Annotated in this window: 21 protein-coding genes; 11 read left to right on the top strand and 10 right to left on the bottom strand. The window is 71.9% G+C overall.

Translation table 11 applies throughout. The features are described from left to right. Positions 1 to 91: 91 nt before the first annotated feature. Entirely contained in the window at positions 92 to 859 is a 768-nt protein-coding gene (locus Q7L65_RS17685) for a FliA/WhiG family RNA polymerase sigma factor (RefSeq protein ID WP_304723076.1), read from the bottom strand. A gap of 82 nt (positions 860 to 941) precedes the next feature. Continuing rightward, on the bottom strand, positions 942 to 1,784 hold the full coding sequence (locus Q7L65_RS17680) for a helix-turn-helix transcriptional regulator (RefSeq protein WP_304723075.1): 843 nt from the start codon (positions 1,782 to 1,784) through the stop codon (positions 942 to 944). Between the two features lie 179 nt (positions 1,785 to 1,963). Here Q7L65_RS17680 and Q7L65_RS17675 point away from each other — a divergent pair, with 179 nt between their 5' ends. Next, positions 1,964 to 2,734, top strand: coding sequence for an SDR family NAD(P)-dependent oxidoreductase (locus Q7L65_RS17675; protein WP_304723074.1), 771 nt, complete (start codon positions 1,964 to 1,966; stop codon positions 2,732 to 2,734). Here the strand turns inward: Q7L65_RS17675 and Q7L65_RS17670 are convergent. Then, the gene (locus tag Q7L65_RS17670; RefSeq protein WP_304723072.1) at positions 2,714 to 3,721 is read right to left on the bottom strand and encodes an AraC family transcriptional regulator; all 1,008 of its coding nucleotides are present in this window, start codon (positions 3,719 to 3,721) and stop codon (positions 2,714 to 2,716) included. The genes Q7L65_RS17675 and Q7L65_RS17670 overlap by 21 nt on opposite strands. 102 nt (positions 3,722 to 3,823) lie before the next feature. Between Q7L65_RS17670 and Q7L65_RS17665 the strand changes: the two genes are divergently transcribed. Further along, the gene (locus tag Q7L65_RS17665) at positions 3,824 to 4,546 is read left to right on the top strand and encodes an SDR family oxidoreductase (RefSeq protein ID WP_304723071.1); all 723 of its coding nucleotides are present in this window, start codon (positions 3,824 to 3,826) and stop codon (positions 4,544 to 4,546) included. Between the two features lie 24 nt (positions 4,547 to 4,570). Here the strand turns inward: Q7L65_RS17665 and Q7L65_RS17660 are convergent, their stop codons facing one another. Next, the gene (locus tag Q7L65_RS17660) at positions 4,571 to 5,860 is read right to left on the bottom strand and encodes a YibE/F family protein (RefSeq protein WP_304723069.1); all 1,290 of its coding nucleotides are present in this window, start codon (positions 5,858 to 5,860) and stop codon (positions 4,571 to 4,573) included. A 93-nt stretch (positions 5,861 to 5,953) separates the two neighbouring features. On the opposite strand from Q7L65_RS17660, the gene Q7L65_RS17655 reads away from it, so the two are divergent. Both Q7L65_RS17655 and Q7L65_RS17650 read left to right on the top strand, forming a co-directional pair. Beyond that, positions 5,954 to 8,266 (top strand): PhoX family phosphatase, encoded by a 2,313-nt coding sequence (locus Q7L65_RS17655; protein ID WP_304723067.1) that lies wholly within the window; start codon positions 5,954 to 5,956, stop codon positions 8,264 to 8,266. Between the two features lie 99 nt (positions 8,267 to 8,365). Further along, complete coding sequence (locus Q7L65_RS17650) at positions 8,366 to 8,902, top strand: GNAT family N-acetyltransferase (RefSeq protein WP_304723065.1); 537 nt, start codon at positions 8,366 to 8,368, stop codon at positions 8,900 to 8,902. A gap of 12 nt (positions 8,903 to 8,914) precedes the next feature. Here the strand turns inward: Q7L65_RS17650 and Q7L65_RS17645 are convergent, their stop codons facing one another. From Q7L65_RS17645 to Q7L65_RS17635, 3 genes are all read right to left on the bottom strand, one after another. Then, positions 8,915 to 9,412: a hypothetical protein gene (locus tag Q7L65_RS17645; protein WP_304723064.1), complete on the bottom strand. Its 498-nt coding sequence runs from the start codon at positions 9,410 to 9,412 to the stop codon at positions 8,915 to 8,917. A 128-nt stretch (positions 9,413 to 9,540) separates the two neighbouring features. After that, positions 9,541 to 13,356, bottom strand: coding sequence for a lamin tail domain-containing protein (locus Q7L65_RS17640; protein ID WP_304723062.1), 3,816 nt, complete (start codon positions 13,354 to 13,356; stop codon positions 9,541 to 9,543). A gap of 123 nt (positions 13,357 to 13,479) precedes the next feature. Beyond that, the gene (locus Q7L65_RS17635) at positions 13,480 to 14,235 is read right to left on the bottom strand and encodes an SDR family oxidoreductase (RefSeq protein ID WP_304723060.1); all 756 of its coding nucleotides are present in this window, start codon (positions 14,233 to 14,235) and stop codon (positions 13,480 to 13,482) included. A 50-nt stretch (positions 14,236 to 14,285) separates the two neighbouring features. Here Q7L65_RS17635 and Q7L65_RS17630 point away from each other — a divergent pair, with 50 nt between their 5' ends. Next, entirely contained in the window at positions 14,286 to 14,936 is a 651-nt protein-coding gene (locus Q7L65_RS17630) for a TetR/AcrR family transcriptional regulator (RefSeq protein WP_304723058.1), read from the top strand. A gap of 25 nt (positions 14,937 to 14,961) precedes the next feature. Here Q7L65_RS17630 and Q7L65_RS17625 read toward each other — a convergent pair whose 3' ends face one another. Next, positions 14,962 to 15,660 carry an alpha/beta fold hydrolase gene (locus Q7L65_RS17625; protein WP_304723056.1) on the bottom strand — a complete coding sequence of 233 codons (699 nt, stop codon included), beginning with the start codon at positions 15,658 to 15,660 and terminating at the stop codon, positions 14,962 to 14,964. 116 nt (positions 15,661 to 15,776) lie between these two features. Next, on the bottom strand, positions 15,777 to 16,232 hold the full coding sequence (locus Q7L65_RS17620; RefSeq protein WP_304723055.1) for a MarR family winged helix-turn-helix transcriptional regulator: 456 nt from the start codon (positions 16,230 to 16,232) through the stop codon (positions 15,777 to 15,779). 131 nt (positions 16,233 to 16,363) lie between these two features. Between Q7L65_RS17620 and Q7L65_RS17615 the strand changes: the two genes are divergently transcribed. The 6 genes from Q7L65_RS17615 (at position 16,364) to Q7L65_RS17590 (ending at position 22,256) form a co-directional block, all read left to right on the top strand. Further along, positions 16,364 to 17,755 carry an MFS transporter gene (locus Q7L65_RS17615; protein WP_370552583.1) on the top strand — a complete coding sequence of 464 codons (1,392 nt, stop codon included), beginning with the start codon at positions 16,364 to 16,366 and terminating at the stop codon, positions 17,753 to 17,755. Between the two features lie 207 nt (positions 17,756 to 17,962). Beyond that, positions 17,963 to 18,364 (top strand): carboxymuconolactone decarboxylase family protein, encoded by a 402-nt coding sequence (locus tag Q7L65_RS17610; protein WP_304723052.1) that lies wholly within the window; start codon positions 17,963 to 17,965, stop codon positions 18,362 to 18,364. After that, a complete protein-coding gene (locus Q7L65_RS17605) occupies positions 18,361 to 19,326 on the top strand; it encodes an NAD(P)-dependent oxidoreductase (protein ID WP_304723051.1) in 966 nt (321 codons plus the stop codon). Before Q7L65_RS17610 ends, Q7L65_RS17605 begins: the two co-directional genes overlap by 4 nt. Positions 19,327 to 19,329: 3 nt before the next feature. Further along, positions 19,330 to 20,937 carry an aldehyde dehydrogenase gene (locus Q7L65_RS17600; RefSeq protein WP_304723050.1) on the top strand — a complete coding sequence of 536 codons (1,608 nt, stop codon included), beginning with the start codon at positions 19,330 to 19,332 and terminating at the stop codon, positions 20,935 to 20,937. Between the two features lie 15 nt (positions 20,938 to 20,952). After that, complete coding sequence (locus Q7L65_RS17595; protein ID WP_304723049.1) at positions 20,953 to 21,864, top strand: NAD(P)-dependent oxidoreductase; 912 nt, start codon at positions 20,953 to 20,955, stop codon at positions 21,862 to 21,864. Then, the gene (locus tag Q7L65_RS17590) at positions 21,861 to 22,256 is read left to right on the top strand and encodes a cupin domain-containing protein (RefSeq protein ID WP_304723048.1); all 396 of its coding nucleotides are present in this window, start codon (positions 21,861 to 21,863) and stop codon (positions 22,254 to 22,256) included. The genes Q7L65_RS17595 and Q7L65_RS17590 overlap by 4 nt, the downstream gene beginning before the upstream one ends. Positions 22,257 to 22,299: 43 nt before the next feature. On the opposite strand, the gene Q7L65_RS17585 is transcribed toward Q7L65_RS17590, so the two are convergent. Beyond that, positions 22,300 to 23,364: a sugar ABC transporter substrate-binding protein gene (locus tag Q7L65_RS17585; protein WP_304723046.1), complete on the bottom strand. Its 1,065-nt coding sequence runs from the start codon at positions 23,362 to 23,364 to the stop codon at positions 22,300 to 22,302. Positions 23,365 to 23,367: the final 3 nt, after the last annotated feature.

The raw sequence follows: 23,367 nt of genomic DNA, 5'->3' as shown, positions 1-23,367 counted from the left end.
ACGCCGCGGCCCGCCGCCGGCCGCGTGGTCTCGTCGTCTCCTCGTCGCAACCGGCCCGCGCGGCGCTCGCGCAGGCGCGCAGCGCAGCAGCTCAGCTCAGCTCAGCTCTCAGCTGCAGCAGCGCCTTCGCGTGCAGCACGCCGACGCGGGACTCGGACAGGTCGAGCACCTCGCCGATCTGGGCGAGCGGAAGGTCCTGGTGGTAGTGGAGCGCGAGGATCACCTGATCGCGCTCCGGCAGCCGCTTGACGGCGGCGGCGATCCGCTCGCGCCGGTCGTCGTCGCCGCCCGCGACCTCGGCCGGGTCGTCCGCCTGCGGGTCGGCGAGCGTCTCGACCAGCGTCATGCTGCCGTCGGTGTGCGCGAAGCGCATCGGCTCGTCGAGCGCGACCATCCGCGACAGCGCGACGCGCTGCAACGACTTCTCCAGCTCCTCCTCGCTCAGCGTCAGCTCGCGCGCGAGCTCGTCGTCGGTCGGCGCGCGGTGCAGCCGCGCCGTCAGCTCGGTGGTCGCGCGGGAAATCGCGCGCGCCTCCTCGCGGACGGCGCGCGGCACCCAGTCCATCGAGCGCAGCCCGTCGAGGATCGCGCCGCGGATGCGACGGTCGGCGAACGACTCGAACGGCACGCCTCTCTTGGGATCGAACCGCTCGACGGCGTCGATCAGGCCGACGAAGCCGTCCGACATCAGCTCGGCGCTGTCGACGTGCGCGGGCAGCCGCGACGCGACCCGCCCGACGACGTACTTGACGATCGGGGCGTACGCGAGCACCAGCTCGTCCCGCCCGCCGCTGTCACCGCTCGTCTTGTAGTGGCGCCACCGTTCGCTCAGGACGACGGGCTTGCGCTGCTCGATCACGTCGACAACTGTAGGCCTCTTTCTGGATAAAAAGGGGAACGATTGCGCGCGGGCACGATCGCGGCGTCGATCAGCGCCCGCGTCACGCCGTCGCTTCGAACGTCTGCGCCCCGATCACGGACAGCAGCTCGAGTCTCTCCGCGTCCTCCGTTCCGGGCGCCGCGGTGAAGACGACGAGCCGCTCGGTCTGGTTCTGCGACGTGAGTATCTGGCAGTCGAGCGTCAGCTCGCCGACGACCGCGTGGACCATCCGCTTGCGCGTGTCGCGGCGCTCGGCGACCTCGTGCTCGTCCCACAGCTCGGCGAACTCGCGGCTGTCGCTGCGCAGCCGCTCGACCAGCGCCTGCGCCTCGGCGTCGTCCGCATTGCGGCTGTGCACCGCGCGCAGCGTCGCGACGTAGCTGCGCGAGTGCAGCTCGTGGTCGTCCGGCGGATAGATGCGGCGCTCGGCGGGGTCGGTGAACCAGCGGTACATCAGGCTGCGCGCGAAGCCCGTGTGCTCGGTGTGGACCCCCAGCAGCGCTTCCGCGAGCGGGTTCTGCGCGAGCGTCACGCCGAGGTCGGAGACGATCTGCGCAGGCGTGTCGAGCCGGTCCAGCACCCGCATCAGCGCGGGCGTGACGTGGTCGCTGCGGTAGCCGCGCGGCGGGGCGGCGTGGCCGGCGAGCTGGAAGAGGTGGTCGCGCTCGTCCTGCGTCAGGCGCATCGCGCGCGCGAGCGCGGCGACCGTCTGCTGCGACGGGCGCGAGCCGCGGCCCTGCTCCAGCCGCGCGTAGAAGTCGGTCGACATGTGCGCCAGCGCTGCGACCTCCTCGCGCCGCAGGCCGGCGGTGCGGCGTCGGCGCCCCGGCGCCAGGCCGACGTCGGCGGGCTGCAGCGCCGTGCGGCGCCGGCGGAGGAAGTCCGCGAGGCCTTCCCGATCCATTCATCCAGTATGCGACGCGCGCGGCGTGTTGGCCAGGGACACCCTGTCCCTGGCTGCGGCGCTCATCCAGGGAGCGGCTGTCCCTGGATGAGACGACCCCTTTTCACGGTGAGAGTCGAGCACCACGATCGAGTCCAGCAGTCGCCCACCGACACGGACAGACAGACCCGGGAGTCACCATGACCACCACCTCCTCCCCACGCATCGCGCTGATCACCGGCGGCAACCGCGGCATCGGCCGCAGCGCCGCGCTGGCGCTCGCGCGCGACGGCGTCGACGTGATCCTCACCTACCGCTCCAACGCCGACGAGGCCGCCGCCGTCGTCGCGTCGATCGCCGCGCTGGGCCGCACCGCCGTCGCGCTGCAACTCGACGCCGGCGAGGTCGGCTCGTTCGACGCGTTCGTCGCCGCCGTCACCGAATCGCTGCGGACGAGCTGGGATCGCGACACGTTCGACTTCCTCGTCAACAACGGCGGGATGAACATCACCGCGCCGTTCGCCGAGGTCACCGAGGCTGACTTCGACCGGCTCGTCGACGTCCACTACAAGGGCGTTTTCTTCCTCACACAGAAGCTCGCCGGGCTGCTGGCCGACAACGGCTCGATCGTCAACATCTCCACCGGCCTGACCCGCCTGACCGGTCCCGACCGCGCGGTCTACGCGTCGGTGAAGGGGGCGGTCGAGGTGCTGACGCGCTACCTCGCGGTCGAGTTCGGCCCGCGCGGGATCACCGTCAACACGATCGCTCCGGGCGCCGTCGCGACGGACTTCAGCGGCGGCGTCGTGCGCGACACGCCGGCCCTGCAGGACCAGCTCGCGTCGGTCACCGCGCTCGGCCGCCACGCCGTCGCCGACGACATCGGCCCCGCGATCGCCGCCCTGCTGGGCGACGGCAACCGCTGGGTGACCGGCCAGCGGATCGAGGTCTCAGGCGGGCTGCACCTGTGAGCGACAGACGCGAACCGGTGACCCGGCTGAGCCGCCCGCTGCAGCGGCCGCCTGGCCGCCGCGCTGCGCCGCACGCGCCTCGACGCGGTAGCGCCCCGGTGGCTGTGCACGAGCGCGGCTGAAGGCACGGCTGAACGCGTAGACCGACGTGTAGCCGACCGCCTGCGCGACCGCCTCCAGGCTGTCGTCGGTGTCGCGCAGGCGGCGCGCCGCGAGGTCCATCCGCCAGCGCGTCAGGTACGCGGCGGGGCTCTGGCCGACGACGGCGTCGAACCGCCGCGACAGCGTCGCGCGCGAGACCGACAGCTCGTGCGCGAGCGTCGCGGTCGTCCAGTCGCGTGCGGGGTCCGCGTGGATCCGCGCCACCGCCGCACCGACGACCGGATCGCCGAGCACGCCCAGCCACGACGCCTGCGACGACTCCGGCCGGTCCTCCAGCCAGACGCGCAACAGCTGGACCAGCAGGATGTCGACGAGGCTGTCCAGCACGACGGCGGTCGCGATCTGCGGATGCGCCAGCTCGCGCGCGAGCAGCCGGACGGTGTCCTCCAGGCAGCCGCCGCCGTTCTCGGCGCGGATGTGGACGAGATCCGGCAGCAGCGTGAGGACCTGCGTCGCGACGGCCGGGTCGTGGCCGTAGTGAGCGCAGAGGATGTGCGTCTGCACCGGACCGTCGCCGATCCTCACGGCCCCGCTGCCGGCCCGCTCCCACATGCTGAAGACCTGCTCGCTGGTGCGCGCGACGGCAGCCGCGTCGCTCCCCAGCACGTGCTCGGTCCCGGTCGGCAGCAGGACGACATCGCCCGGCATCAGCTGCAGCGGATCCTGCCCGGGCAGTCCGAGCCACGCGGTGCCGGCGGTGACGGCATGAAAGGCGGCGGCGGGCGACGGGTCAGCCCACCAGCCCCAGTCGCTGCCGGCCTCGATCCGCGCCCCCAGCGTGCCGCGGACGCCCGAGACGGCAAGCACGTCGGCGAGTACGTCCATTCGCAGAATGGTACAGACACGAATCATCGATGCAGCAAGAAGCTATTGATCTGCTTCAGATGCGCATCGATTGATCCAGTCCTGCGGCGTACGGTCAGTCGCATGAACATCTCCGCAAGCACCGCCCTCGTCACCGGCGCCAACCGCGGCATCGGCCGCCACTTCGCCCAGCAGCTGCTGGAGCGGGGCGCGGCGAAGGTCTACGCGACCGCGCGCAACCCGGCGTCGGTCGACCTCCCCGGCGCCGACGTCCTCCAACTCGACATCACCGATCCGGCGTCCGTCGCCGCCGCGGCCGCCGCGGCGCAGGACGTGACGCTGCTGGTCAACAACGCCGGCGTCACGACCCACCAGGACCTCGTGAGGGGCGATCTGGAGCAGATCAGGCTGGAGCTGGACACGAACCTCTTCGGCACGCTCGCCGTCGTTCGCGCATTCGCCCCGGTGCTCGCGGCCAACGGCGGCGGCGCGATCCTCAACGTGCTGTCGCGCATGTCATGGCTCTCGCTCAACGGCGCCAACGCGTACGCCGTCGCCAAGGCCGCGGCGTGGAGCATGACCAACGGGGTGCGGCTGGAGCTGGCCGAGCAGGGGACGCTCGTCACGGGCCTCTTCCTCAGCGCCACCGACACCGACATGATGGCCGGCTGGGACATCCCCAAGAACGACCCCGCCGACGTCGTGCGCGCGGCGCTCGACGGGATCGAGGCCGGTCGCTTCGAGGTGCTCGCCGACGCGGACACGGTGCAGGCGAAGGCGGACCTGGCCGCGGATCCGAGCGTGGTGTATCCGGAGCTGGCCGGTACCTCGGCGGCAGCCGGCTGACGCGTCGGGCTCGCCGCGCGCCGCTCAGTGGTGGTGATGCGCGTGCGCAGACGCCGGCAGCGCACTCGTGGGCGCCGGAGCCGCGATCAGCGCCGCCAGCGCGGTCGTCAGCGGGACCGAGACGAGCAGCGCGATCGCGCCGACGAGCGTCGCGACGATCGGCTCGGCGAGGTCCTCGCGGTTGAGCGCGTCGACGCCGGCGACGCCGCCCGCGTCGAGCACCAGCAGCAGCGGGAAGGTCGCGCCGACGTAGACGAGCACGAGCGTGTGGGTCGTCGCGATCAGGTGGTCGCGCCCGACCGCGAGCGCCTCGTTGTAGACCTGGCGGACCGTCAGCGCCGGGTTCGCGCGCCGCAGCGCCATCACCGCCGAGGCCTGCGTGACGGCCTGGTCGGCGAGCACGCCGAGCGCGCCGAAGACGAGCCCGGCGAGCACGACGCCCTGCAGCGACAGGCCGGCGTTGAGCTGCGCGAGCGCCTGCGACAGCTCGCTCGCGCGGCCGTCCAGGCGCGCGCCGTGGACCGCGACCGTGCCGAGCACGCCGGCCAGCAGCAGGCTCGTCGCGATCCCGAGGATCGCCGCCAGGCTCGGCGCGGCGATCCCGTACGTGAGCCCGACCGTCACGAACATGACCGCGAACGCACCGACGATCGCGACCGCGAACGGCGGGCCGCCGTCGGAGACCGCCGGCACGAGGAAGCGCGTCAGCAGCAGCAGGCTGATCGCGAAGCCGGCGAGCGCCAGCAGGCCGCGCCAGCGCGCGAGCAGCACGACCAGCGCGACGAAGACGAGCGCGAGCCACACCATCGTCGAGCGCCGGTCGACCGATGTGAAGCCGTAGCGCTGCACGTTCATCTTCGGATCGCCGGCCGCCCGCTGCACCCGCACGCCGTCGCCGGCGTCGACCGTCGGCGAGACGTTCGACGGGCCGAGCAGGATCGGCTCGCGTCTGCCGCGGTCGGCCCCCTGCTCGATCCGCACGACGATCGAGCGGCACGTCTGCCTGTAGGGCCCTGGGCACTGCTGCTCTCTCACCGCGGTCACCGTCGCCTCGACGGTCGGCGTGGAGGCGAGCTGTCTGCCGCTCGGCCCGTCGCCGTGCGGCCACAGCACCACCAGCCCGACCGCCGTCACGAGCGCCAGCAGCGCCACCGCGCCGCTCAGGCAGCGTCCCCAGCGCGTCGAGAGCAGGCCATGCGACTCGCCCCGCCGCGCCCGCCGCCGTTCGGCGCGCGCCCGCGCCGCCGCGTCGCGCTCGTCCGCCCATGCCTCGACATGGGCGCCGTCGTCTCTTCGTCTGTCGGCGCGGGGCATCGGCGGGCTGAAAGCGGTCGGTGTGAAGAAAGGGACCCAGTCTCGTCACATTCCGATAACGAGTCCCATCACCGGCAACCATACCGTGCGCACATGGCTGATCCCACCACCCCCTCCGAGGCGGCCGCAGGCACGACTCGCCGCCACTTCATCCGCGGCGTCGCGACCGCCGGCGCCAGCACGGTCGCGGCGAGCGCGCTGTTCGACCTGCCGGGCATCGCCGATCTGCTCGGCGACAGCGACGCGATGGCATCCGGCGCGCCCACGCCGTTCGCCGACTTCAGAGCGCTCGCCGCATCCAGCGCGGACGCGTTCGAAGTCCCCGCGGGCTACCGTGCGCACGTCGTGATCGGTTACGACGATCGTTTCGACAACAGCGATGGAACGCAGCTGAGGTTCGGCTACAACAACGACTTCCTCGCCTTCTTCCCGCTCGAAGGCAAGCCGGACGAGGGCCTGCTGTTCGTCAACCACGAGTACCCGGCGCCGTTCTTCCAGCACGGCAACACGGACGGGGCGACGAAGACGGCGCCGCAGATCGCGCTGGAGCAGTACTCGGTCGGCAACTCGGTCCTCCACGTGCGCAAGGACGCCGAAGGGCTGTGGCAGGTCGTCACGCCGTCGCCGTACAACCGCCGCATCACCGGCACCGACCCCGCGTGCGAGTTCACCGGACCGCTCGCCGGCGCCGCGAGAATCGGCACGAGCGCCAGAGGCTCGCTGGCGAACTGCTCCGGCGGGATCACGCCGTGGGGCACGGCGCTGTCGTGCGAGGAGAACTTCCAGGACTACGCCGTCACGTACGGCTGGGCCAATGCGAACGGCCTCGCCGCCGACGCGACGAACGCCGAGTACGACCACACCCAGCTCTCGAAGTACGGCTGGGTCGTCGAGACCGATCCCTACGACCCGTCGTGGACCCCGCGCAAGCACACGGCGCTCGGGCGCTTCCGGCACGAGAACACCGCGTTCCGCGCCGTCGCCGGCAAGCCCTTCGTGCTCTACATGGGCGACGACCTCGCCAACGCCGGCGTCTACAAGTTCGTCTCCAGACGCCAGTACCTCCCGGGGCAGCGCTCCAACAACCTCAAGATCCTCGAGCAGGGAACGCTCTACATCGCCTCGTTCGACCACGGTCGCCGCGAGTTCGCCAACGACGGCGATCGCATCCCGACGACGCCGCAGAGCGGGACCGGCTTCTGGCGCGAGGTGCTGACCAGCGAACTGGAGGACTGCAACAACCTGATCAGAAGAGCGATCGGCGACAGCGACTGGAACGCCCACTTCGCGACCAACCGCCCCGAGGACGTCGAGGTCGACAGCGACGGGACCGTCTACGTCTCGTTCACGAACAACTCGACGGTGAGGGACCAGCACGGCGCGATCCGCAAGCTCGTCGAGGCCGGCGACGACCCGACCGCGGTCGGCGAGTCCAACAGATTCGCGTGGACCGACTACGCCGGCGGCGGCGACCGCGGCACCGACAAGCCGGCTGGCGAGCGCGGCTTCTCCAGCTGCGACAACCTCTGCTTCGACAACCACGGCAACCTGTGGGTCGTCACCGACATCTCGTCCAGTTCGCTGTCCGGTGCCGCCAGCAGAAAGACGTGGTACGAGTACCACCTCAACAACGCGGTCTTCATGATCCCGCGCTCGGGGCCGAACGCCGGTGTCGCGTTCCGCTTCGCGAACATGCCGGCCGAGTCGGAGGGAACCGGCCCGTACTTCACGCCCGACGAGCAGACGCTGTTCGTCAACGTTCAGCACCCGGGCGAGGAAACGGCCGCGAGAGGCGTCTACGGAGACCTCTCGACCTACACCTCGTACTGGCCCAACGGCAACAAGACGACGGGCCAGAATCCCTCGACGCCGGTGCCGTCGCTCGTCGCTGTGACGAAGCTGCCGCCGGCCGCGGCTCCCGACCCCGATCCCGATCCCGATGACAGACGACCGGGCACCATCATCCCGCCGCCGCTCGACAGACAGCTGCCGCCGCCGACCGACACACCGGCACCGCCGCCTGCCGCCAGAGACGGCGCCAAGCCGCGCCTGAGCGCGATCGAGCTGCCGAGACGGCGCACGCACAGACAGCTGCTGAACCGCGGGCTGTCGTTGGGGCTGAGCGCCGACGAGGCCGCGCGCGCGACGTTCACGCTCAGCGCGAGCGTGCCGGCGCTGGTCGGCAGAGGCAGAAGAGCGAGACGCAAGCTGAAGCGCGTGACGCTCGGCAGAGCGACGAAGTCGCTGAAGCCCGGCGCCAACAGCGTCACCGTGAGACTGTCGGCGGCCGGCAAGTTGCGGGTCCGCGCGCTCAGAGGCAAGGACGTGACGGCGACGCTCGCGATCGAGGCGCGTGACGCGGCGGGCAACCGCTCCGTCGTCAGACGCTCGCTCAGACTCGTCTGAGCGAGCGGCGCTCCGCGGCACGCCGGTCGCTGCGGCCGGCGCGTCGCGGACGACGGCGCCGGACGCCGAGCCGCGGCTGCCCGCATTACCATCGGACGCGTGAGCTTTCCGCGTACGGCCGTCACCGCGCGGCTCGATCTGCGGGCCGCAGCGGGGCCCGACGTCGACGAGCTGTATCCGATCATGAGCGACCCGGACGGGTGGTGGTTCGACCCGGCCGCGTGTCATGCCGACGTCGAGCAGACGCGCGCCTGGGTCGCACGCGCGGCCGAGCGCTGGGCGGAGGGCATGAGCTACTGGACCGTGCGCGAGCGCGACGGCGGCCGCGTGATCGGGATCGGCGGCGCGCAGCGCCATGCCAGCGGCGCCTGGAACCTCAGCTACCGGATCGCGACCGGCGCGTGGGGCCGCGGCTACGCGACCGAACTGGCCACCGCCGCCCGCGACGCGGCCGTCGAGATCGACCCCGGCGTCCCCGTGATCGCCTGGGTCGCCGAGCACAACGGCCCGTCCCGCCGCGTCGCCGAGCGCCTCGGCTTCACCGACTACGGCGCGTTCGTCGACGCCAACGACGGCGAGACCCGCCTCGCTTACGCCGACCGCCCGGTCGCGGCGTTCCTCACGCGCGGCGGCTGACGGCCCGCGGCGCTACGACTCGCTCGCTGCCTCCGTCTCCGGCACCGTCGGCGGTTCGTCGAACAACGCCGCGACGCGATCGAGGATCGCCTGCTCTCTCTCGCTCACGCGCGTGCCGCCGACGCCGAGGAAGCTGCCCTCCTTGTGCGCGTTGGCGACCGCCTCCGCGAGGCCGTAGACGAAGCGCTTGTACTCCGCCACCTCCTCCGGCGTCGCGCCGAGGTCGAGGATCCGGATCGCCTCGCGCAGTCTCCTCAGCACGATCCGCTGCAACTCCTCCGCGTCTCTCGGTGCGCCGCCGGGCGGTCCCGCCGAGGCCGGCGACTCGAGCACCTCGAGCAGCAACTCGCCGGGCTGCGCCTCGCGTGCCGCCGCGTACGCGCGCGAGATCGCGACGGTCTCTCTGATCGTCCCGCCCCGCCCGGCGGCGACCACGAGCAGTCCGGTCAGCGCTGGCGCCGTCGTCACCACCGACCAGTCCTCTGCGTTGAAGGCGGCCTTCGTCGTCATGCGAACCTCCGTCGTCGTTGCACTGAAGGTACCCGGGCCCGGCGCGGAGGCGGCCGCGCGGGGCGCGACCGCCGGAGGGTGAAGCGATGCGGCGGCCGCGCGAGGGCACGGCCGCCGCGATCGTCGACCTAGCCCAGCCGGACCTTCAGCGACAGCCCCGCCACCCGCAGCGTGTAGCGCGTGCCGCGCTTGACGCGGTGCGTCGTCTTCAGCGCGCCGACACGGCCGCTGGCGTAGGTGCGGCCGTTGCGGAGCAGACGCGCGCTCGCGCCTCTCGCCTGTCTCGCCGCTCTGCCGCCTCTGACGAGCGTGACCGAGCACGTCACCTTCTGGCGGCCTCTCGTCGTCGCGATTCTGCAGCTGACCTTCGCGTCGCGGCCGGCCGCGCCTCTGTCGCCCTTCGGGCCGGCGGGACCCCGCTCGCCGGTGTCGCCCTTCGCCCCGGGCGTGCCCACCCCGGCGTCGCCCTTGGCACCCGGCGCGCCGGTGTCGCCCTTGGGACCCGCAGCGCCCGTGTCGCCCTTCGGACCGGCGGCACCGTCCGCGCCGCTCGGGCCAGCGGGTCCGATCGGACCGGTCGGACCCGTCGGGCCGGTGGGGCCCGTCGGTCCTGTCGGTCCGTCGTCGCCGTCGTCGCCTCTGGGCAGGCCCGTGCTGGTGGCGTTCAGCGCGACCGTGCTCGTGCCCGCGAGCGTGTCGTCGCTCAGCACCAGCGTCGCGTGGGAGGTGACGTTCGCGCGGCCCGGGGCGAACCGCACCAGCACCTCGCACGTCGCATCCGGCGCGATCGCGCCGTCGGTGCAGCTCTCGTCGGCGAGCAGGAAGTCGCCCTTCGAGAGCCCGTCGGCGTCTCTGATCCGCACGCGCGTCACGTTCAGCGGCGCGTCACCGGTGTTTCTGACCGTCACCGTCTGACCGGCGCCGATCGTTCCCTGCGCCTGATCCGCGAACGTCGGCACGTCGAACGTGGCGACGGGCGCGAGCGGTTGCACGATCGTGCCGGGAGAGCCCGTCGCGCCACCGGCCACGAACGCGCCGTTGACGCCCGCGACGCTGACTGTCGTGATCACCGGCAGCGGCAACTCCGTGCCGCCGACGCCCGCCGCGTTGTCGAACGAGACACGCGGCGTCGAAGCGCCGAAGCTGACGCCCGTGACCCGGTCGCCAGCCGCGTTGAAGACGTTGACGGAATCGCCGCCCCCGCCGAGGCCGATGCCGCTGCCGCTGTAGGTGCCGACAGCCAGGCCGGCAGGCACGTCGGAGCCGAACCAGAACGTCTTGAACGCGGCGGCCTTCGTCGCGTCACCCTCGAGGAAGACGGCCGACTGACCGGCCGCGAGGCTGCTCACGCCCGTCAGCGCCACGCCGCTGCTGAACAGGTTGGAGTTGTCGTCGATCTTCCAGCCGGTCAGATCGACCGGGCTGGAACCCGTGTTCGTCAGCTCGATCCAATCCGCTCCGTACGACTCGTCGCTGCCCCACGGCGCGACCTCGGAGACGGTCACCGGCGGCAGCTCGGGCTCCGCCGGCGACTGCACGATCGTGCCGGGCGAACCGGTCGCGCCACCGGCGACGAACGCGCCGTTGACGCCCGCCGCGCTCAGTCTCGTGATCGCCGGGAACGGCTGCGTCGTGCCGCCGACGCCCTCGGCGTTGTCGAACGAGACGTTCGGCGTCGAGGCGCCGAAGGTGACCGCGGTCACGCGGTCCCCGGCCGGATCGAAGACGACGACGGAGTCGCCGCCGCCGCTGAGGCCGATGCCGCCACCGCTGTAGGTGCCGACCTGGAGGCCGCTCGGCACGTCGGAGCCGAACCAGAACGTCTTGAAGGCCGCGGCCTTCGTCGCGTCACCCTCGAGGAAGACGGCCGACTCGCCCGCCGCGAGGCTGCTCACGCCGGTCAGCGCGACGGAGGCGGGGAAGTCGTTGCTGCTGTCGTCGATCTTCCAGCCCGTCAGGTCGACCGCGCTGGTGCCGTTGTTCGTCAGCTCGATCCAGTCCGCTCCGTACGGCGCGTCGCTGCCCCACGGCGCGACCTCGGAGACGGTCACCGGCGGCGTCGTCGGCTCGGAGGCGATCGTCCCCGGCGAGCCGGTCTGGCCCTCCGCGACGAAGGCGCCGTTGACGCCGGCCACGCTCAGTCTGGAGATCGCCGGCAGCGGGTGAATCGTGCTGCCGATGCCCTCGCTGTTGTCGAACGTCTTGCCGACCGTCGGGACGCCGAATCTGACGCCCGTGATCGGGGTGCCGGTCGCGTTGAAGACGTTGACCTCGTCACCGTCGGTGCTGAGGCCGATGCCGGAGCCGCTGTAGGTGCCAACCTTGAGGCCGCTCGGCGCGCTCGCGCCGAACCACGACAGCTTGAATCTGCTGATCGTCGTCGCGTCGCCCTCGAGGAAGACCGCGGACTCGCCCGCCGCGAGGCTGTTGACGCCGGTCAGCGCGACGGCGGAGGAGAACGAGTTGGAGGAGTCGTCGATCTTCCAGCCGGTCAGGTCGACGGCGCTGGAGCCGGTGTTCGTCAGCTCGATCCAGTCGGCCGCGTAGGAGGAGTCGCCGCTGCCCCAGGGCGTCACCTCGGAGACGATCACCGACGGCGTGACCGGCGTCTCGTCGACGATGTCGGTGAGCGTCAGCGTGTACTCGTCGCTCGTCGCGTCAGGGGTCGTGCCGACGTTCGGGTCGTCGACGACGACGCTGACTCTGTAGCTGCTCTTCGTCTCGTAGTCGAGCGTCGTGCCGGCCTTGATGTAGAGGCCCGTGCTGTCGACCTCGAACGCGGACGCGTCCGGGCCCGTGAGCGTGAGGTTGTTGGTGCCGAGGCCGTCGTCCTCGACGTTCACGTCGGCGACCTTGAGGCGGCCGACCGTGCTGGTGTTCTCGGCGAGCGTGTCGACCTTGTTGGCGAGCGTCACCGCGGTCGGGGCCGCGTTGGGCGCGCTCGACGGCGCGAAGACCCACAGCTGCGGGTGCGAGTTGTCGCCGCCGCCCTGCTCGTTGACGGTGTAGATGTTGCCGTCCGGATCCATCGTGACGCCTTCGTGCGTCTGGTCCGGGATCGACAGCGGGCTGCCGGGATCGGTCAGCGTCAGCGTGCTGGAGACGTTGCCGGAGCGGTCGACGTTGACGACCTTGCCGGACTCCTGGCTGATCATCAGCAGGTGGCTGCTGTCAGGCCCGCTCAGCGTTCTCACGTTCGAGAGCGCGTAGACGTCGGAGAAGTCCGACAGGCCGGGCAGCAGCGCCGGGTCGAACAGGTTGACCGAGTTCTCCGTGGTCGGCGAGCCGTTGGTGGCGAGCCCGGTGGTGAAGTCGATCCCCGTCTGGAAGATCCCCTTCGGGTCCTTCTCCTTGACGGCGATGAACCCGCCCGTGGTCGGATCGTTGGTGATGCCCTCGATCCCGATGTTGTCGATCGTCGTGCCGAGCTTGACCGTTCTGACGTCGGCGCGCGCGAGCGTGCCGCCCGCGACGTAGGTGAAGAGGTTGACCTGCCGGTAGCGCTCCTCGACGAGCACGAATCTGCCGTCGCCGACGTACGCGATGCCCTCGGTGTCGTAGAACTCCGTGCCTTGCGCGCTGGCGCCGGAGGGCAGCGTCATCGAGTCGACGTACGTCCCGTCCTTTCTCACCTGCACGACCGAGGTGCCGCCGTCGCCGACGACGAACAGCGTGTCGGTGTCCCAGTCGTAGGTGACCCCGGAGGCCTCCTGCGCCAGCAGGCTGCCGAAGGGCGCGGCGGTGCGCAGCGGCTCCGGCAGGTCGTGGCGGCCTACGCGCACGTAGGTGGACAGGTCGACACCGGTCAGCGGCGCGGCGGACGCGGACGCGGACGAGGCGGCGAGGCCGGCAAGCGTCGTCGCGACGGTCGCGAGGCCAATCGCGGCGTTGCGGACGACGCGCCGATTCGCGCGTCGCGGAACTGCGGCAGTTACGGCGATCATCGGGCTCCTGTTGGACGTCGCCGAGCACGACTGCCGGCGAGCGCCGGACGCTATGGAGCGAGATCACCGATGTTGTGAACGACGTGAGATCAAGTTGCAAACAAAATGCAACGAGGGCGTGACTCAGCTCTGGGCCGTCGGCCGCACGATCAGCTCGCCGACCTCGACGTCGGCGGGCTGCTCGAGCGCGAAGGCGATGGCGCGGGCGATCGCGTCCGGGGAGATCGCAAGCGACTCCATCGAGGCTCCGGTCTGCGCCTTCACCGCGGGGCTGGTGACGCCGTCGCCCAACTCGGTCCGCGTGTAGCCCGGTGAGATCACCGTCACGCGCAGCCCGTCTCTCGCCTCCTGGCGCAGCCCCTCCGACAGCACCCGCACGGCCGTCTTGGTCGCGGCATAGACCGACTGGTTGGGCACGATCCGGTGAGCCGCCGTCGAGGAGGTGTTGACGATGTGGCCGGATCTCTGCGCGCGGAAGACGGGCAGCGCGGCGGCGATCCCGTTCAGCACGCCCTTGAAGTTGACGTCGACCATCAGCTCCCATTCGTCGGCGCGCAGTTCCTCCAGCGGCGAGATCGGCGCCACGCCGGCGTTGTTGACGAGCACGTCGAGGCGGCCGAAGCGGGTCTGCGCCAGCTCCACGAGGCGCTTCGGGCCTTCCCGCTCGGTCACGTCGACGGCCGCGCAGACGGCCTCGCCGCCGGCTCGCTCGATCCGCTCGACCAGCGCCTCCAGACGGTCGACGCGCCGTGCGCCGAGCACGAGCCGGGCGCCCCGTGCGGCCAGCAGCAGCGCGGTCGCCTCGCCGATCCCGCTGCTGGCGCCGGCGATCGCGACGACCTTGCCGGTGATGTCACTCCTCATGTCAGTCACAGACATCACCATAGCATTCGCATGACAGTGACTGACATAGGAGGTACGATGCCCGCATGAGCCGCTGGCAGCCAGACGCGCGTGGCCGACTTCGCGCCGCCGCGCTGACGCTGTTCGAAGCGGACGGCTTCGAGCGCACGACCACCGCGCAGATCGCCGCCCGCGCCGGCCTCACCGAGCGGACGTTCTTCCGTCACTTCCCCGACAAGCGCGAGGTCCTGTTCGGCAACCAGGATGCGCTGAAGGCCGAGCTGGTACGCGCCGTCACCGAGCTGCCGGACGAGGAGCCGGCGCGCGCGGCGGTCGCGGCTGGCCTGGCGGCGATGGGCGAGCAGCTGCAGCCGCGCCGCGACGAGCTGCGCCAGTTCGCACGCGTGATCGCCGAGCAGCCGGAGCTGCGTGAGCGCGACCTCAGCAAGCAGGCCGCGCTGGTCGACGCGCTCGCGGCAGCGCTCGCCGCGCGCGGCCTCGGCGGGTCGGCCGCCGCCCCCGACGAACGCCGGCCCGACACGTCGGCCACCGCCCCCGACGAACGCCGGCTCGACGCGTCGGCCGCGCGCCTCACGGCCGAGGTCGCGATCGCGATCTTCCGCGTCGCCTTCGAGCGCTGGATCGCCGACGGCGAGGAGCGCCCGCTCGCTCGTCTCGCGCTTGCGGCGCTGGATCAGCTCGGGGCGCTCACGGCGCCGCTTCAGACACAGGCGTAGCGCTGCGCGAAGTCCGTCGCCGCGGCTACCCGGCGGCGACCGCGGTGGCGGCGGTCACGATCCGCTCGACGACCTCGTCGGGGTGCGAGACCATCGCGACGTGGTTGCTCGCGACCTCGATCGTGTCGGCGCCCATGCGGGCAGCGAACTGACGCTCGGCGTCGGGCGGGATCGCCTCGTCGCCGTCGGCGACGAGGTACCAGGACGGCAGCGACTTCCACGCCGGCGCGCCCATCACCTCGGCGAGCGCGGAGGTGTGCAGCGGCTGCTGCACGGCGTGCATCACCTTCGCCTGCGCCGGATCGACGTCGGCGGCGAAGTGGTTGACGAAGTCGTCCTGCGGCAGCCACGCGAAGCCCTCGGCGTCGATGTCGAGGTTTCTCAGCGCCGGGGTCGGCGGTCCCTGCTGCAGCAGCCCGCCGATCGACTCGCCCTCGTCGAGGCCGAACGCGGCGATGTAGACGAGGCCGGCGACGTTCGGCGCGTCGGTGCCGAGCGCGGTCATGATCTGGCCGCCGTACGAGTGGCCGGCGACGACCGTCGGGCCGTCCTGACGACCGAGCGCCAGTCGCAGCCGCGCGATGTCGGCGGCCAGCGAGGTGAGCGGGAACTGCGGCGCGGTGACGCTGTAGCCGGCTGCCTGCAGGCGTCCGACGACGGCGCTCCAGCTCGAGCCGTCGGCCCAGGCACCATGGACGAGGACGATGTTCGGCGACGCGGTCATCTGAGGAACCTCTCTCGACGGCAGCTTGATGGAATGCGCCACCTTACCTTCGGCGCCGCCGCAACTGGAAACGATCTGGTGACGCGGCCGAGTCCCTTGGCGGCCGGCGCGCCGCTCTAGCTCGCCTGCGTGAGCACCTCGTCGCGCGGAGCGACGTCTTCGTCCTCCAGCGCGCGGGCGAGCAGGGTCCGCAGCGTGGCGCGGTCGGCGGCGTCGAGCTCGCCGAGGATCTCGTCCTCGACGCTCTCCATCCCGCGCTCCGCGCGCTTCAGCGCGGTGCGCCCCTCGTCGGTGATCTCGACGATGTGACGGCGGCGGTCGCGCGGGTCGCGCACGCGGCGCGCGTGCCCGGCGGCCTCGGCCTCGTTCAACAGCAGCACGCACGTGTTGGCGTCGACGCACATCACCTCGCTGAGCGCCTGCTGCGTCAGCGGACCGTGGTCGCGCAACTGGTTGAGCGTCATGAACTGCTTCATCCGCATGCCGAGGACGTCGCCGGTCGCGCTGCGGTAGACGAGGCGCGAGAGACGCGTCAGCAGGACGATCGCTCCGGGGCTCGATGTATCGCTCATTACAGCGTTCACACTACCACCTAACAGGATCATCACGAAACCGGGACGATCACTGCTACTTTGATCGTATGGCCCATTTGACTGATGACCGACGACGCTGGGCGATGCTCGGCGTCGTTCTCCTTGCCTTCATGATGACCGTGCTCGACGCCACGGTCGTGAACGTCGCACTGCCCGCGATCCAGGACGACCTCGGCTTCAGCGCATCCGACCTCACGTGGGTCGTCAACGCGTACCTGATCACCTTCGGCTCCTTCCTCCTCGTCGCCGGCCGGCTCGGCGACCTGATCGGCCGCCGCCGCGTCTTCCTCTGGGGCGTGACCGCCTTTGCGATCGCTTCGGCACTGTGCGGATTCGCCAACTCCCCCGGGCTGCTCGTCGCGGCCCGCCTGATCCAGGGCGTCGGCGGCGCGCTCGCCGCGGCCGCCGTGCTCGCGATCATCGTCGCCGAGTTCCCCAACCCGCGCGAGCGCGCGAGAGCGATGGGCCTCTACATGCTGGTCGCCGTCTCCGGCGGCTCGATCGGCCTGCTCGTCGGCGGCGTCGTCAGCGACCTGCTGTCCTGGCACTGGATCTTCTTCATCAACCTGCCGATCGCCGTCGCCGCGCTGATGCTCGGCCGCGCGCTGATCTCGACCGACCGCGGCCAGGGCTTCGGAAGAGGCCTCGACGTGACCGGCGCCGCGCTCGTCACCGTCGCGCTGATGGTCGGCGTCTACGCGATCGTCGGTGCCGCCGACCACGGCTGGACCTCGACGCGCACGCTCGGCCTCGGCGCGCTCGCGATCGTGATGCTGATCGCCTTCTACGTGCTCGAGTCGCGCTTGGAGAACGCGATCATGCCGGTGCGGATCCTCAAGCTGCGCTCGCTGATCGACGCCAGCATCGTGCGCGCCTTCGTCGCGATGGGCATGTACTCGTCCTTCTTCTTCGGCACGCTCTACCTGCAGAACATCAACGGCTACGGGCCCGTCAGAACCGGCCTCGCGTTCCTGCCGATGACGGTCACCGTCGCGTTCCTCTCGACCGGCACGACCGCGCGGATGGTCAGATCGATCGGCGCGCTGCGCACGCTGTTGATCGGCCTCGTCTCGATGATCGCCGGCCTGCTGCTGCTCGGCTCCCAGGGCGCCGACGCCGCCTACTTCCCGGTCTCGCTGATCGCCTTCCTGCTGATGGGCTTCGGCGCCGGCAGCTCGTTCCTGCCGCTGCTGACGCTCGCGATGGCCGAGGTCCCCAGAAGCGACGCCGGCCTCGCCTCCGGCATCGTCAACGTCTCGATGCAGATCTCGGCCGCGATCGGCCTCGCCGCGCTCGGCACGATCGCCGCCAGCCACAGCAAGACGCAGCTGGCCGACGGCCACGCGACCGCGGACGCGCTGCTGAGCGGCTATCACCTGGCGATCGCGATCGCCGCAGCCGTCGTCGCCGTCGGCGTCGTGGTCGCGGTGGCGACTCTGCGCCCCAAGGCGCACAGAGTCGCGGAGGTCGCACCCGCCGCGGAGGAGGCGGTCGTCCACTAGGACGGCCGCCGCCCCGCGCCGCTCCTCGCCCCGCGGCTCCTCGTCGCGCGCGGCGATGCAAGCCGTCCGCGGCGCGCTCATGTGGATCTCCACGACGCGCGCGCCGTCGGCCGCTTTGGCCGCCGGCCGCCGCGGGGTACCGTCGGCTCGGCCCGACGCACGGCACCGCCGTGCGCGGTGTCCCGACCCGACCTGAGGAGCGCACCGATGTCAGACAGGCCGTTGCTGGACCGCGGGCTCGCGGTCCGCCGCGAGGTGCTCGGCGCCGAGCACGTCGACCGCTCGCTCGCGCGCACGAGCGACTTCTCGCGCCCGATGCAGGAGCTGGTGACGGAGTACTGCTGGGGCGCCTCGTGGTCGCGCCCCGGCCTTGACCGCCGCACGCGCAGCATGCTCAACCTCGCGATGCTGACGGCGCTCAACCGTCGCCACGAGCTGGAGCTGCACGTCCGCGGCGCGCTCACCAACGGCGTCACGCCGACGGAGATCCAGGAGGTGCTGCTGCAGGCGTCGATCTACTGCGGCGTGCCGGCCGGCCTGGAGGCGTTCCGCGCGGCCGAGAGCGTGCTGGAAGCGGCGGGGCACGACATCGGGAGACCGCAGGCATGAGCGCCTCCCCCACCGCGATCGGCTTCGTCGGGCTCGGCGCGATGGGCACGCCGATGGCGGGGCGGCTGCTCGATGCCGGGCACACGCTCGTCGTCCACGACCTCGACGACGTCGCCGTCGCCGCGCTCGTCGCGCGCGGCGCGCAGCAGGCGAGCAGCCCGCGCGCGGTCGCCGACGCGAGCGAGATCGTCTTCGTCAGCCTCCCCTCCCCGGCCGCGGTGCGCGCCGTCGCACTCGGCGCGGACGGGATCGCGAGCGCGGGCGCCGGTGCGAGCGCGGGCGCGCGCACCTACGTCGACGTCTCGACGACCGGCCCGCAGACGGCCGAGGAGGTCGCCGACGCGCTCGCGGCGAACGGGATCGGCGTCGTCGACGCGCCCGTCAGCGGCGGTCCCGCCGGCGCGGCCGCCGGCACGCTCACGTTCATGGTCGCCGGCGCCGACGACGCCGTCGCACGCGTGCGCCCGCTGCTGGAGACGCTCGGCAAGGCGATCTTCCACGTCGGCGCGCGACCCGGCCAGGCGCAGACGACGAAGGTCATCAACAACCTCGTCTCCGCCGCCTGCATCGCGATCACGTCCGAGGCGACCGTGCTGGGCGCGAAGGCGGGGCTCGACCCGGCCGTCCTGCTCGACGTCGTCGGCGTCAGCAGCGGCTCCAACAACGCCGCGCTCGACAAGTTCCCCAAGCAGGTGCTGACGCGCCGCTTCGCGCACGGCTTCCGGCTCGAGCTGATGGCCAAGGACGTGCGCCTGTGCCTGGAGGAGGGCCGCCGCCAGGAGGTCCCGATGCTGCTCGGCGGGATGGTCGACCAGCTGTGGCGGCTCGCCGCCGCGCAGGAGCCCGACGGCGCCGACTGCACCGCGTTCACGCGGATGATCGAGGCGTGGGGCGGCGCCGTCGTCGCGTCGCCGCCGCAGCTCGCCGACGCCGCCCCGTCCGCGCTCGCGACGGAGCGCTGAGCGATGGCTGGCGGACCCGTCCCGCAGGCTCCCGACGCGCAGGCGCTCGCCGCGGCCGCGGTTGGCGCCGGCCCGGCAGGCACCGGGCCGGCGGGCACCCGGCCGGCAGGCACCGGGCCGGCGGGCGCAGCCCACGTGAACGCCGCGCTCCCCTCCCTCGCGCTCTACGTCGACGGCGCCTGGTCGCCCGCGGCCGACGGCGCGACGTACGAGACGTGCGACCCGGCGAGCGGGCGCGCGTGGGCGACGGTCGCGGCGGCGGGCGCGGCCGACGTCGACCGCGCCGTGCGCGCGGCCCGAGCGGCGCTCGACGGCCCGTGGAGCCGCGTGCTCGCGATGGACCGCGCGCGGGTGCTGTGGCGGATCGCCGCGCTCGTCGACCGCGACCGCGAGCTGCTGGCGCGGATCGAGTCGCGCGACAACGGCAAGCTGCTGCGCGAGACGCGCGGCGAGCTGGACCTGATCGTGCGCTACTTCGAGTACTTCGCCGGCGTCTGCCAGACGACGCTCGGCCACACGATGCCCGCGACCGGGCCGCAGTTCACCTACACCCGCCGCGAGCCCGTCGGCGTCGTCGGCGCGATCGTGCCGTGGAACTCGCCGCTCAACATGCTCGCGTGGAAGCTCGCACCGGCGCTGGCCGGCGGCAACGCGGTCGTGCTCAAGCCGGCCGACGAGACGCCCGTCACGGCGCTCGTGTTCGCGCGCATGATCGAGGAGCTGGAGCTGCCGCCCGGCGTCTTCAACGTCGTGCCGGGCCTCGGCGGGGTCGCGGGCGCGGCGGTCGTCGAGCATCCCGGCGTCGACAAGATCGCCTTCACCGGCTCGACCGCGACCGGCCGCCTGATCGCCGAGCGCGCCGCGGCGACGCTCAAGCCGGCGACGTTCGAGCTGGGCGGCAAGTCGCCCAACATCGTCTTCGCCGACGCCGACCTGGACGTCGCCGTCCACCGCTCCGCCTACGGGATCTTCTCCGCCGCCGGGCAGTCGTGCATGGCCGCCTCGCGCACGCTCGTCCAGCGCGACGTGCGCGAGGAGTTCGAGGCGCGGATGGCGGAGCGGGCCGCGCGCATCCGCGTCGGCGACCCGTTCAGCGAGCGCTCGCAGGTCGGCGCGCAGACGTCGCTGAGACAGCTGGAGAAGATCGCCTCCTACGTCGAGATCGGCGCCGGCGAGGGCGCCGCCGTGCTGACCGGCGGCGCGCCGCCGAGCGACGCGGGCGACGGCTGGTTCTTCCGCCCGACCGTGCTCGGCGGCGTGCGCAACGACATGCGCGTCGCGCGCGAGGAGATCTTCGGGCCGGTCACCGTCGTGATCGAGTTCTCCGACGAGGAGGAGGCGATCCGGCTTGCCAACGACAGCCCGTACGGGCTCGCCGCCGCCGTCTGGACGCAGGACGTCAGACGCGCGCACCGCGTCGCGCACCGGCTGCAGGCGGGGACCGTCTGGATCAACAACTACCGCCTCTGGAACTGGCTGATGCCGTTCGGCGGCTACAAGCAGTCCGGCTATGGCCGCGAGCACGGCCTGCAGGTGATGGAGCACTACACGCAGACGAAGTCCGTCTTCGTCGACCTGCAGGACGCGCCGGCCGACTGGTTCGCAGACTGAGAGAGAGGAGATCGGATGGGATCCGATCCGGTACGCGCGGGCATCGTCGGCGCGGGCAACATGGGCGGCCGCATGGGCCGCCGCGTCGCGGCCGCGGGCGACCCGATCGTCGCCTACGACCGCGACGCGCGGACGCTCGCCGACTGCGGGATGGAGCCGGCCGCGTCGCTCGGCGCGCTCGTGGAGGCGGTCGACGTCGTGCTGCTGTCGCTGCCCGACAGCAGCGTGATCGAGCCGGTCGTGCTGGGCGACGACGGCGTGCTCGCGCACGCGCGCGCCGGCCAGGTGGTGGTCGACCTCTCGACCGCCGCGCCGGAGTCGACCGTGCGCCTGCACGCCGCGCTGGCAGAGCGCGGCGTGCAACTGCTCGACGCCGGCATCTCCGGCGGCGCGAAGGCCGCCGAGCAGGGCTCGCTGACGATCATGGCCGGCGGCGACGCAATCGCGCTGGAGCGCGTGCGGCCGCTGCTGGAGCGCTTCTCCGCGAAGGTCGTCCACATGGGCGGCCCCGGGACCGGACACGTCGCGAAGGTGCTGAACAACTTCCTCAACGGGATCGCGCTCGCGGCGACCGCCGAGGTGATGGTCGCCGGCCGCAAGGCCGGCCTCGACCTCGAGCGCCTGCTCGACGTGTTCAACTCCAGCTCGGGCGTCAACTTCGCGACGCTCAACCGCTTCCCCAGCATCGTCAGAGGCGACTACCTCGAAGGCGGCCTGACCGGGCGCCTGATGGCGAAGGACGTGCGGCTCTACCTCGAGCACGTCGCGCATGCGAACGTGCCCACCTTCACCGGTCCCGGCTGCCTCGCGGCGTTCGAGCTGACGAACGCGATGGGATACGGGGACAAGATCTCCAACCGCATCGTCGACGGCATCGGCGACCTCGCCGGCGGCGTCCGGCTCCACGACGAGAGAGAGGCAGCATGAAGCTCACACGCGGGCACGAGCCCGGCGCGCCGTCGGAGGTGCGCGACGCGACCTTCACCGGCGCGGTCAGCTCCGACCCGGTGATCGCCGGGATCGACGGCGTCACGGTCAACACGGTCATGTTCCCGCCGGGCGCGCGCACGCATTGGCACCGCCACGACCGCGGGCAGCTGCTGTTCGTGACGCACGGGCGCGGCTACGTCGGGACGCGCGCGGGCGAGGTCGACACGATCGGACCGGGCGACGTCGTCTGGTTCGCCCCGGACGAGGAGCACTGGCACGGCGCCGGGCCCGACACGTGGATGTCGCACGTCGCGATCTCGCTTGGCGGCCACGCGTGGCTCGACGAGCTGGCCGACGACGACTTCGCGGCGGCGATCGCGGGGGTCTGAGCGCTGCGGCGGCGGCCGCCCGGCCGCCGCCCCGCCCGTCCGCTCAGAACTGCGGCTCGTACTGGTCGATGTCGTCGCTCGTGTAGACCTTGAACGGCGGCAGCGTGACGCGCTCGGGCGTCGTGCCTCTGAAGGCGGCGACGAGCGCCTCGATCGAGTCCTCGACCTCGGTCTTCGGATAGGTCGGCGCGGTCAGGCCGACGACGCCTCTTCTGACCAGCTCCGCGACCTGTCTGGACCCGCCGAAGTCGGCGAGTGCGACGCTGCCGGACTTGCCCGCCTGCTCGATCGCCTTCGCCGCGCCGACCGTCAGGTCGGAATAGTCGGAGACGATCAGCGTCAGGTCGGGGTTGGACTGCAGCAGGTTCTGCGCGGCGCTGTAGCCCTTCGTCGTCGTGTAGTCGGTGCGCAGCTCGCCGACGACGTCGAAGTCCGGATGGTCTCTCTGGATCTCCTTCACGTCGAGGTCGACGAGCTTCGAGAGGCTGTCGACCGCGAGGCCGGTGATCAGCCCGACCTTCTGCGGGCCCGGGTACTTGTCGGCGACCGCCTGCAACCACTGCAGCAGCCGTCTGCGCGTGAAGTAGCCGGACGCGTAGTTGAGCGTGCCGGGCTGCCAGAGGCCGGCATCGGTCGGCTGGATGTAGCGGCCGCAGAGCGGCTGGTTGACGACGCCGACGACGATCTTCTTCGCCGGGGCCTGTCTGCTGGCGAGCGTGCAGACGAGGTTCGCGTCGATCGGCCCGAGCGAGAAGGCGTTGAATCTGCCCGACTGCACCGCGGTCTGCAATTGATTGAACTGCTTCTGCGGATCGAACGCGCCGTCGTAGACGGTCAGCTCGAGGTCGTTTCTCGCCGCCGCGGCCTTCGCCGCCGCCACGCCCGCCGCGCCGTACGCGTTGCCGCTGCCGTAGACGAAGTACGCCACTCTCGGCTGGCCCGAGACCGAGATCTTCTGCGTCCCGACGTCGACCGACGCGCCGTCACCGCCGCCGCCCGATCCGCCCGATCCGCCGGTCGATTCGCTGTCACCGCAGCCGGCGAGGGCGAGCACGCCCACCGCCGCGACGGCCGCCAGCCACCAGCTCGTCCTTCCACGCTTCGTCATCGA

Origin of the sequence: Conexibacter sp. CPCC 206217 (genome assembly GCF_030646165.1) — a bacterium.
GTDB lineage: Bacteria > Actinomycetota > Thermoleophilia > Solirubrobacterales > Solirubrobacteraceae > Conexibacter.
The sequence above is the reverse complement of the archived record's forward strand: the minus strand, read 5'-3'. Positions and strand labels throughout refer to the sequence as shown.

Bases quoted from the DNA above. Each gene is read 5' to 3' on its own strand.
- Q7L65_RS17630 (WP_304723058.1), top strand. From the start codon at position 14,286: ATGAGCCGCTGGCAGCCAGACGCGCGTGGCCGACTTCGCGCCGCCGCG.
- Q7L65_RS17600 (WP_304723050.1), top strand. From the start codon at position 19,330: ATGGCTGGCGGACCCGTCCCGCAGGCTCCCGACGCGCAGGCGCTCGCC.
- Q7L65_RS17605 (WP_304723051.1), top strand. From the start codon at position 18,361: ATGAGCGCCTCCCCCACCGCGATCGGCTTCGTCGGGCTCGGCGCGATG.
- Q7L65_RS17625 (WP_304723056.1), bottom strand. From the start codon at position 15,660: ATGACCGCGTCGCCGAACATCGTCCTCGTCCATGGTGCCTGGGCCGAC.
- Q7L65_RS17615 (WP_370552583.1), top strand. From the start codon at position 16,364: ATGATGACCGTGCTCGACGCCACGGTCGTGAACGTCGCACTGCCCGCG.
- Q7L65_RS17665 (WP_304723071.1), top strand. From the start codon at position 3,824: ATGAACATCTCCGCAAGCACCGCCCTCGTCACCGGCGCCAACCGCGGC.
- Q7L65_RS17620 (WP_304723055.1), bottom strand. From the start codon at position 16,232: ATGAGCGATACATCGAGCCCCGGAGCGATCGTCCTGCTGACGCGTCTC.
- Q7L65_RS17645 (WP_304723064.1), bottom strand. From the start codon at position 9,412: ATGACGACGAAGGCCGCCTTCAACGCAGAGGACTGGTCGGTGGTGACG.
- Q7L65_RS17655 (WP_304723067.1), top strand. From the start codon at position 5,954: ATGGCTGATCCCACCACCCCCTCCGAGGCGGCCGCAGGCACGACTCGC.
- Q7L65_RS17590 (WP_304723048.1), top strand. From the start codon at position 21,861: ATGAAGCTCACACGCGGGCACGAGCCCGGCGCGCCGTCGGAGGTGCGC.
- Q7L65_RS17670 (WP_304723072.1), bottom strand. From the start codon at position 3,721: ATGGACGTACTCGCCGACGTGCTTGCCGTCTCGGGCGTCCGCGGCACG.
- Q7L65_RS17610 (WP_304723052.1), top strand. From the start codon at position 17,963: ATGTCAGACAGGCCGTTGCTGGACCGCGGGCTCGCGGTCCGCCGCGAG.
- Q7L65_RS17640 (WP_304723062.1), bottom strand. From the start codon at position 13,356: ATGATCGCCGTAACTGCCGCAGTTCCGCGACGCGCGAATCGGCGCGTC.
- Q7L65_RS17660 (WP_304723069.1), bottom strand. From the start codon at position 5,860: ATGCCCCGCGCCGACAGACGAAGAGACGACGGCGCCCATGTCGAGGCA.
- Q7L65_RS17595 (WP_304723049.1), top strand. From the start codon at position 20,953: ATGGGATCCGATCCGGTACGCGCGGGCATCGTCGGCGCGGGCAACATG.
- Q7L65_RS17585 (WP_304723046.1), bottom strand. From the start codon at position 23,364: ATGACGAAGCGTGGAAGGACGAGCTGGTGGCTGGCGGCCGTCGCGGCG.
- Q7L65_RS17635 (WP_304723060.1), bottom strand. From the start codon at position 14,235: ATGTCTGTGACTGACATGAGGAGTGACATCACCGGCAAGGTCGTCGCG.
- Q7L65_RS17675 (WP_304723074.1), top strand. From the start codon at position 1,964: ATGACCACCACCTCCTCCCCACGCATCGCGCTGATCACCGGCGGCAAC.
- Q7L65_RS17680 (WP_304723075.1), bottom strand. From the start codon at position 1,784: ATGGATCGGGAAGGCCTCGCGGACTTCCTCCGCCGGCGCCGCACGGCG.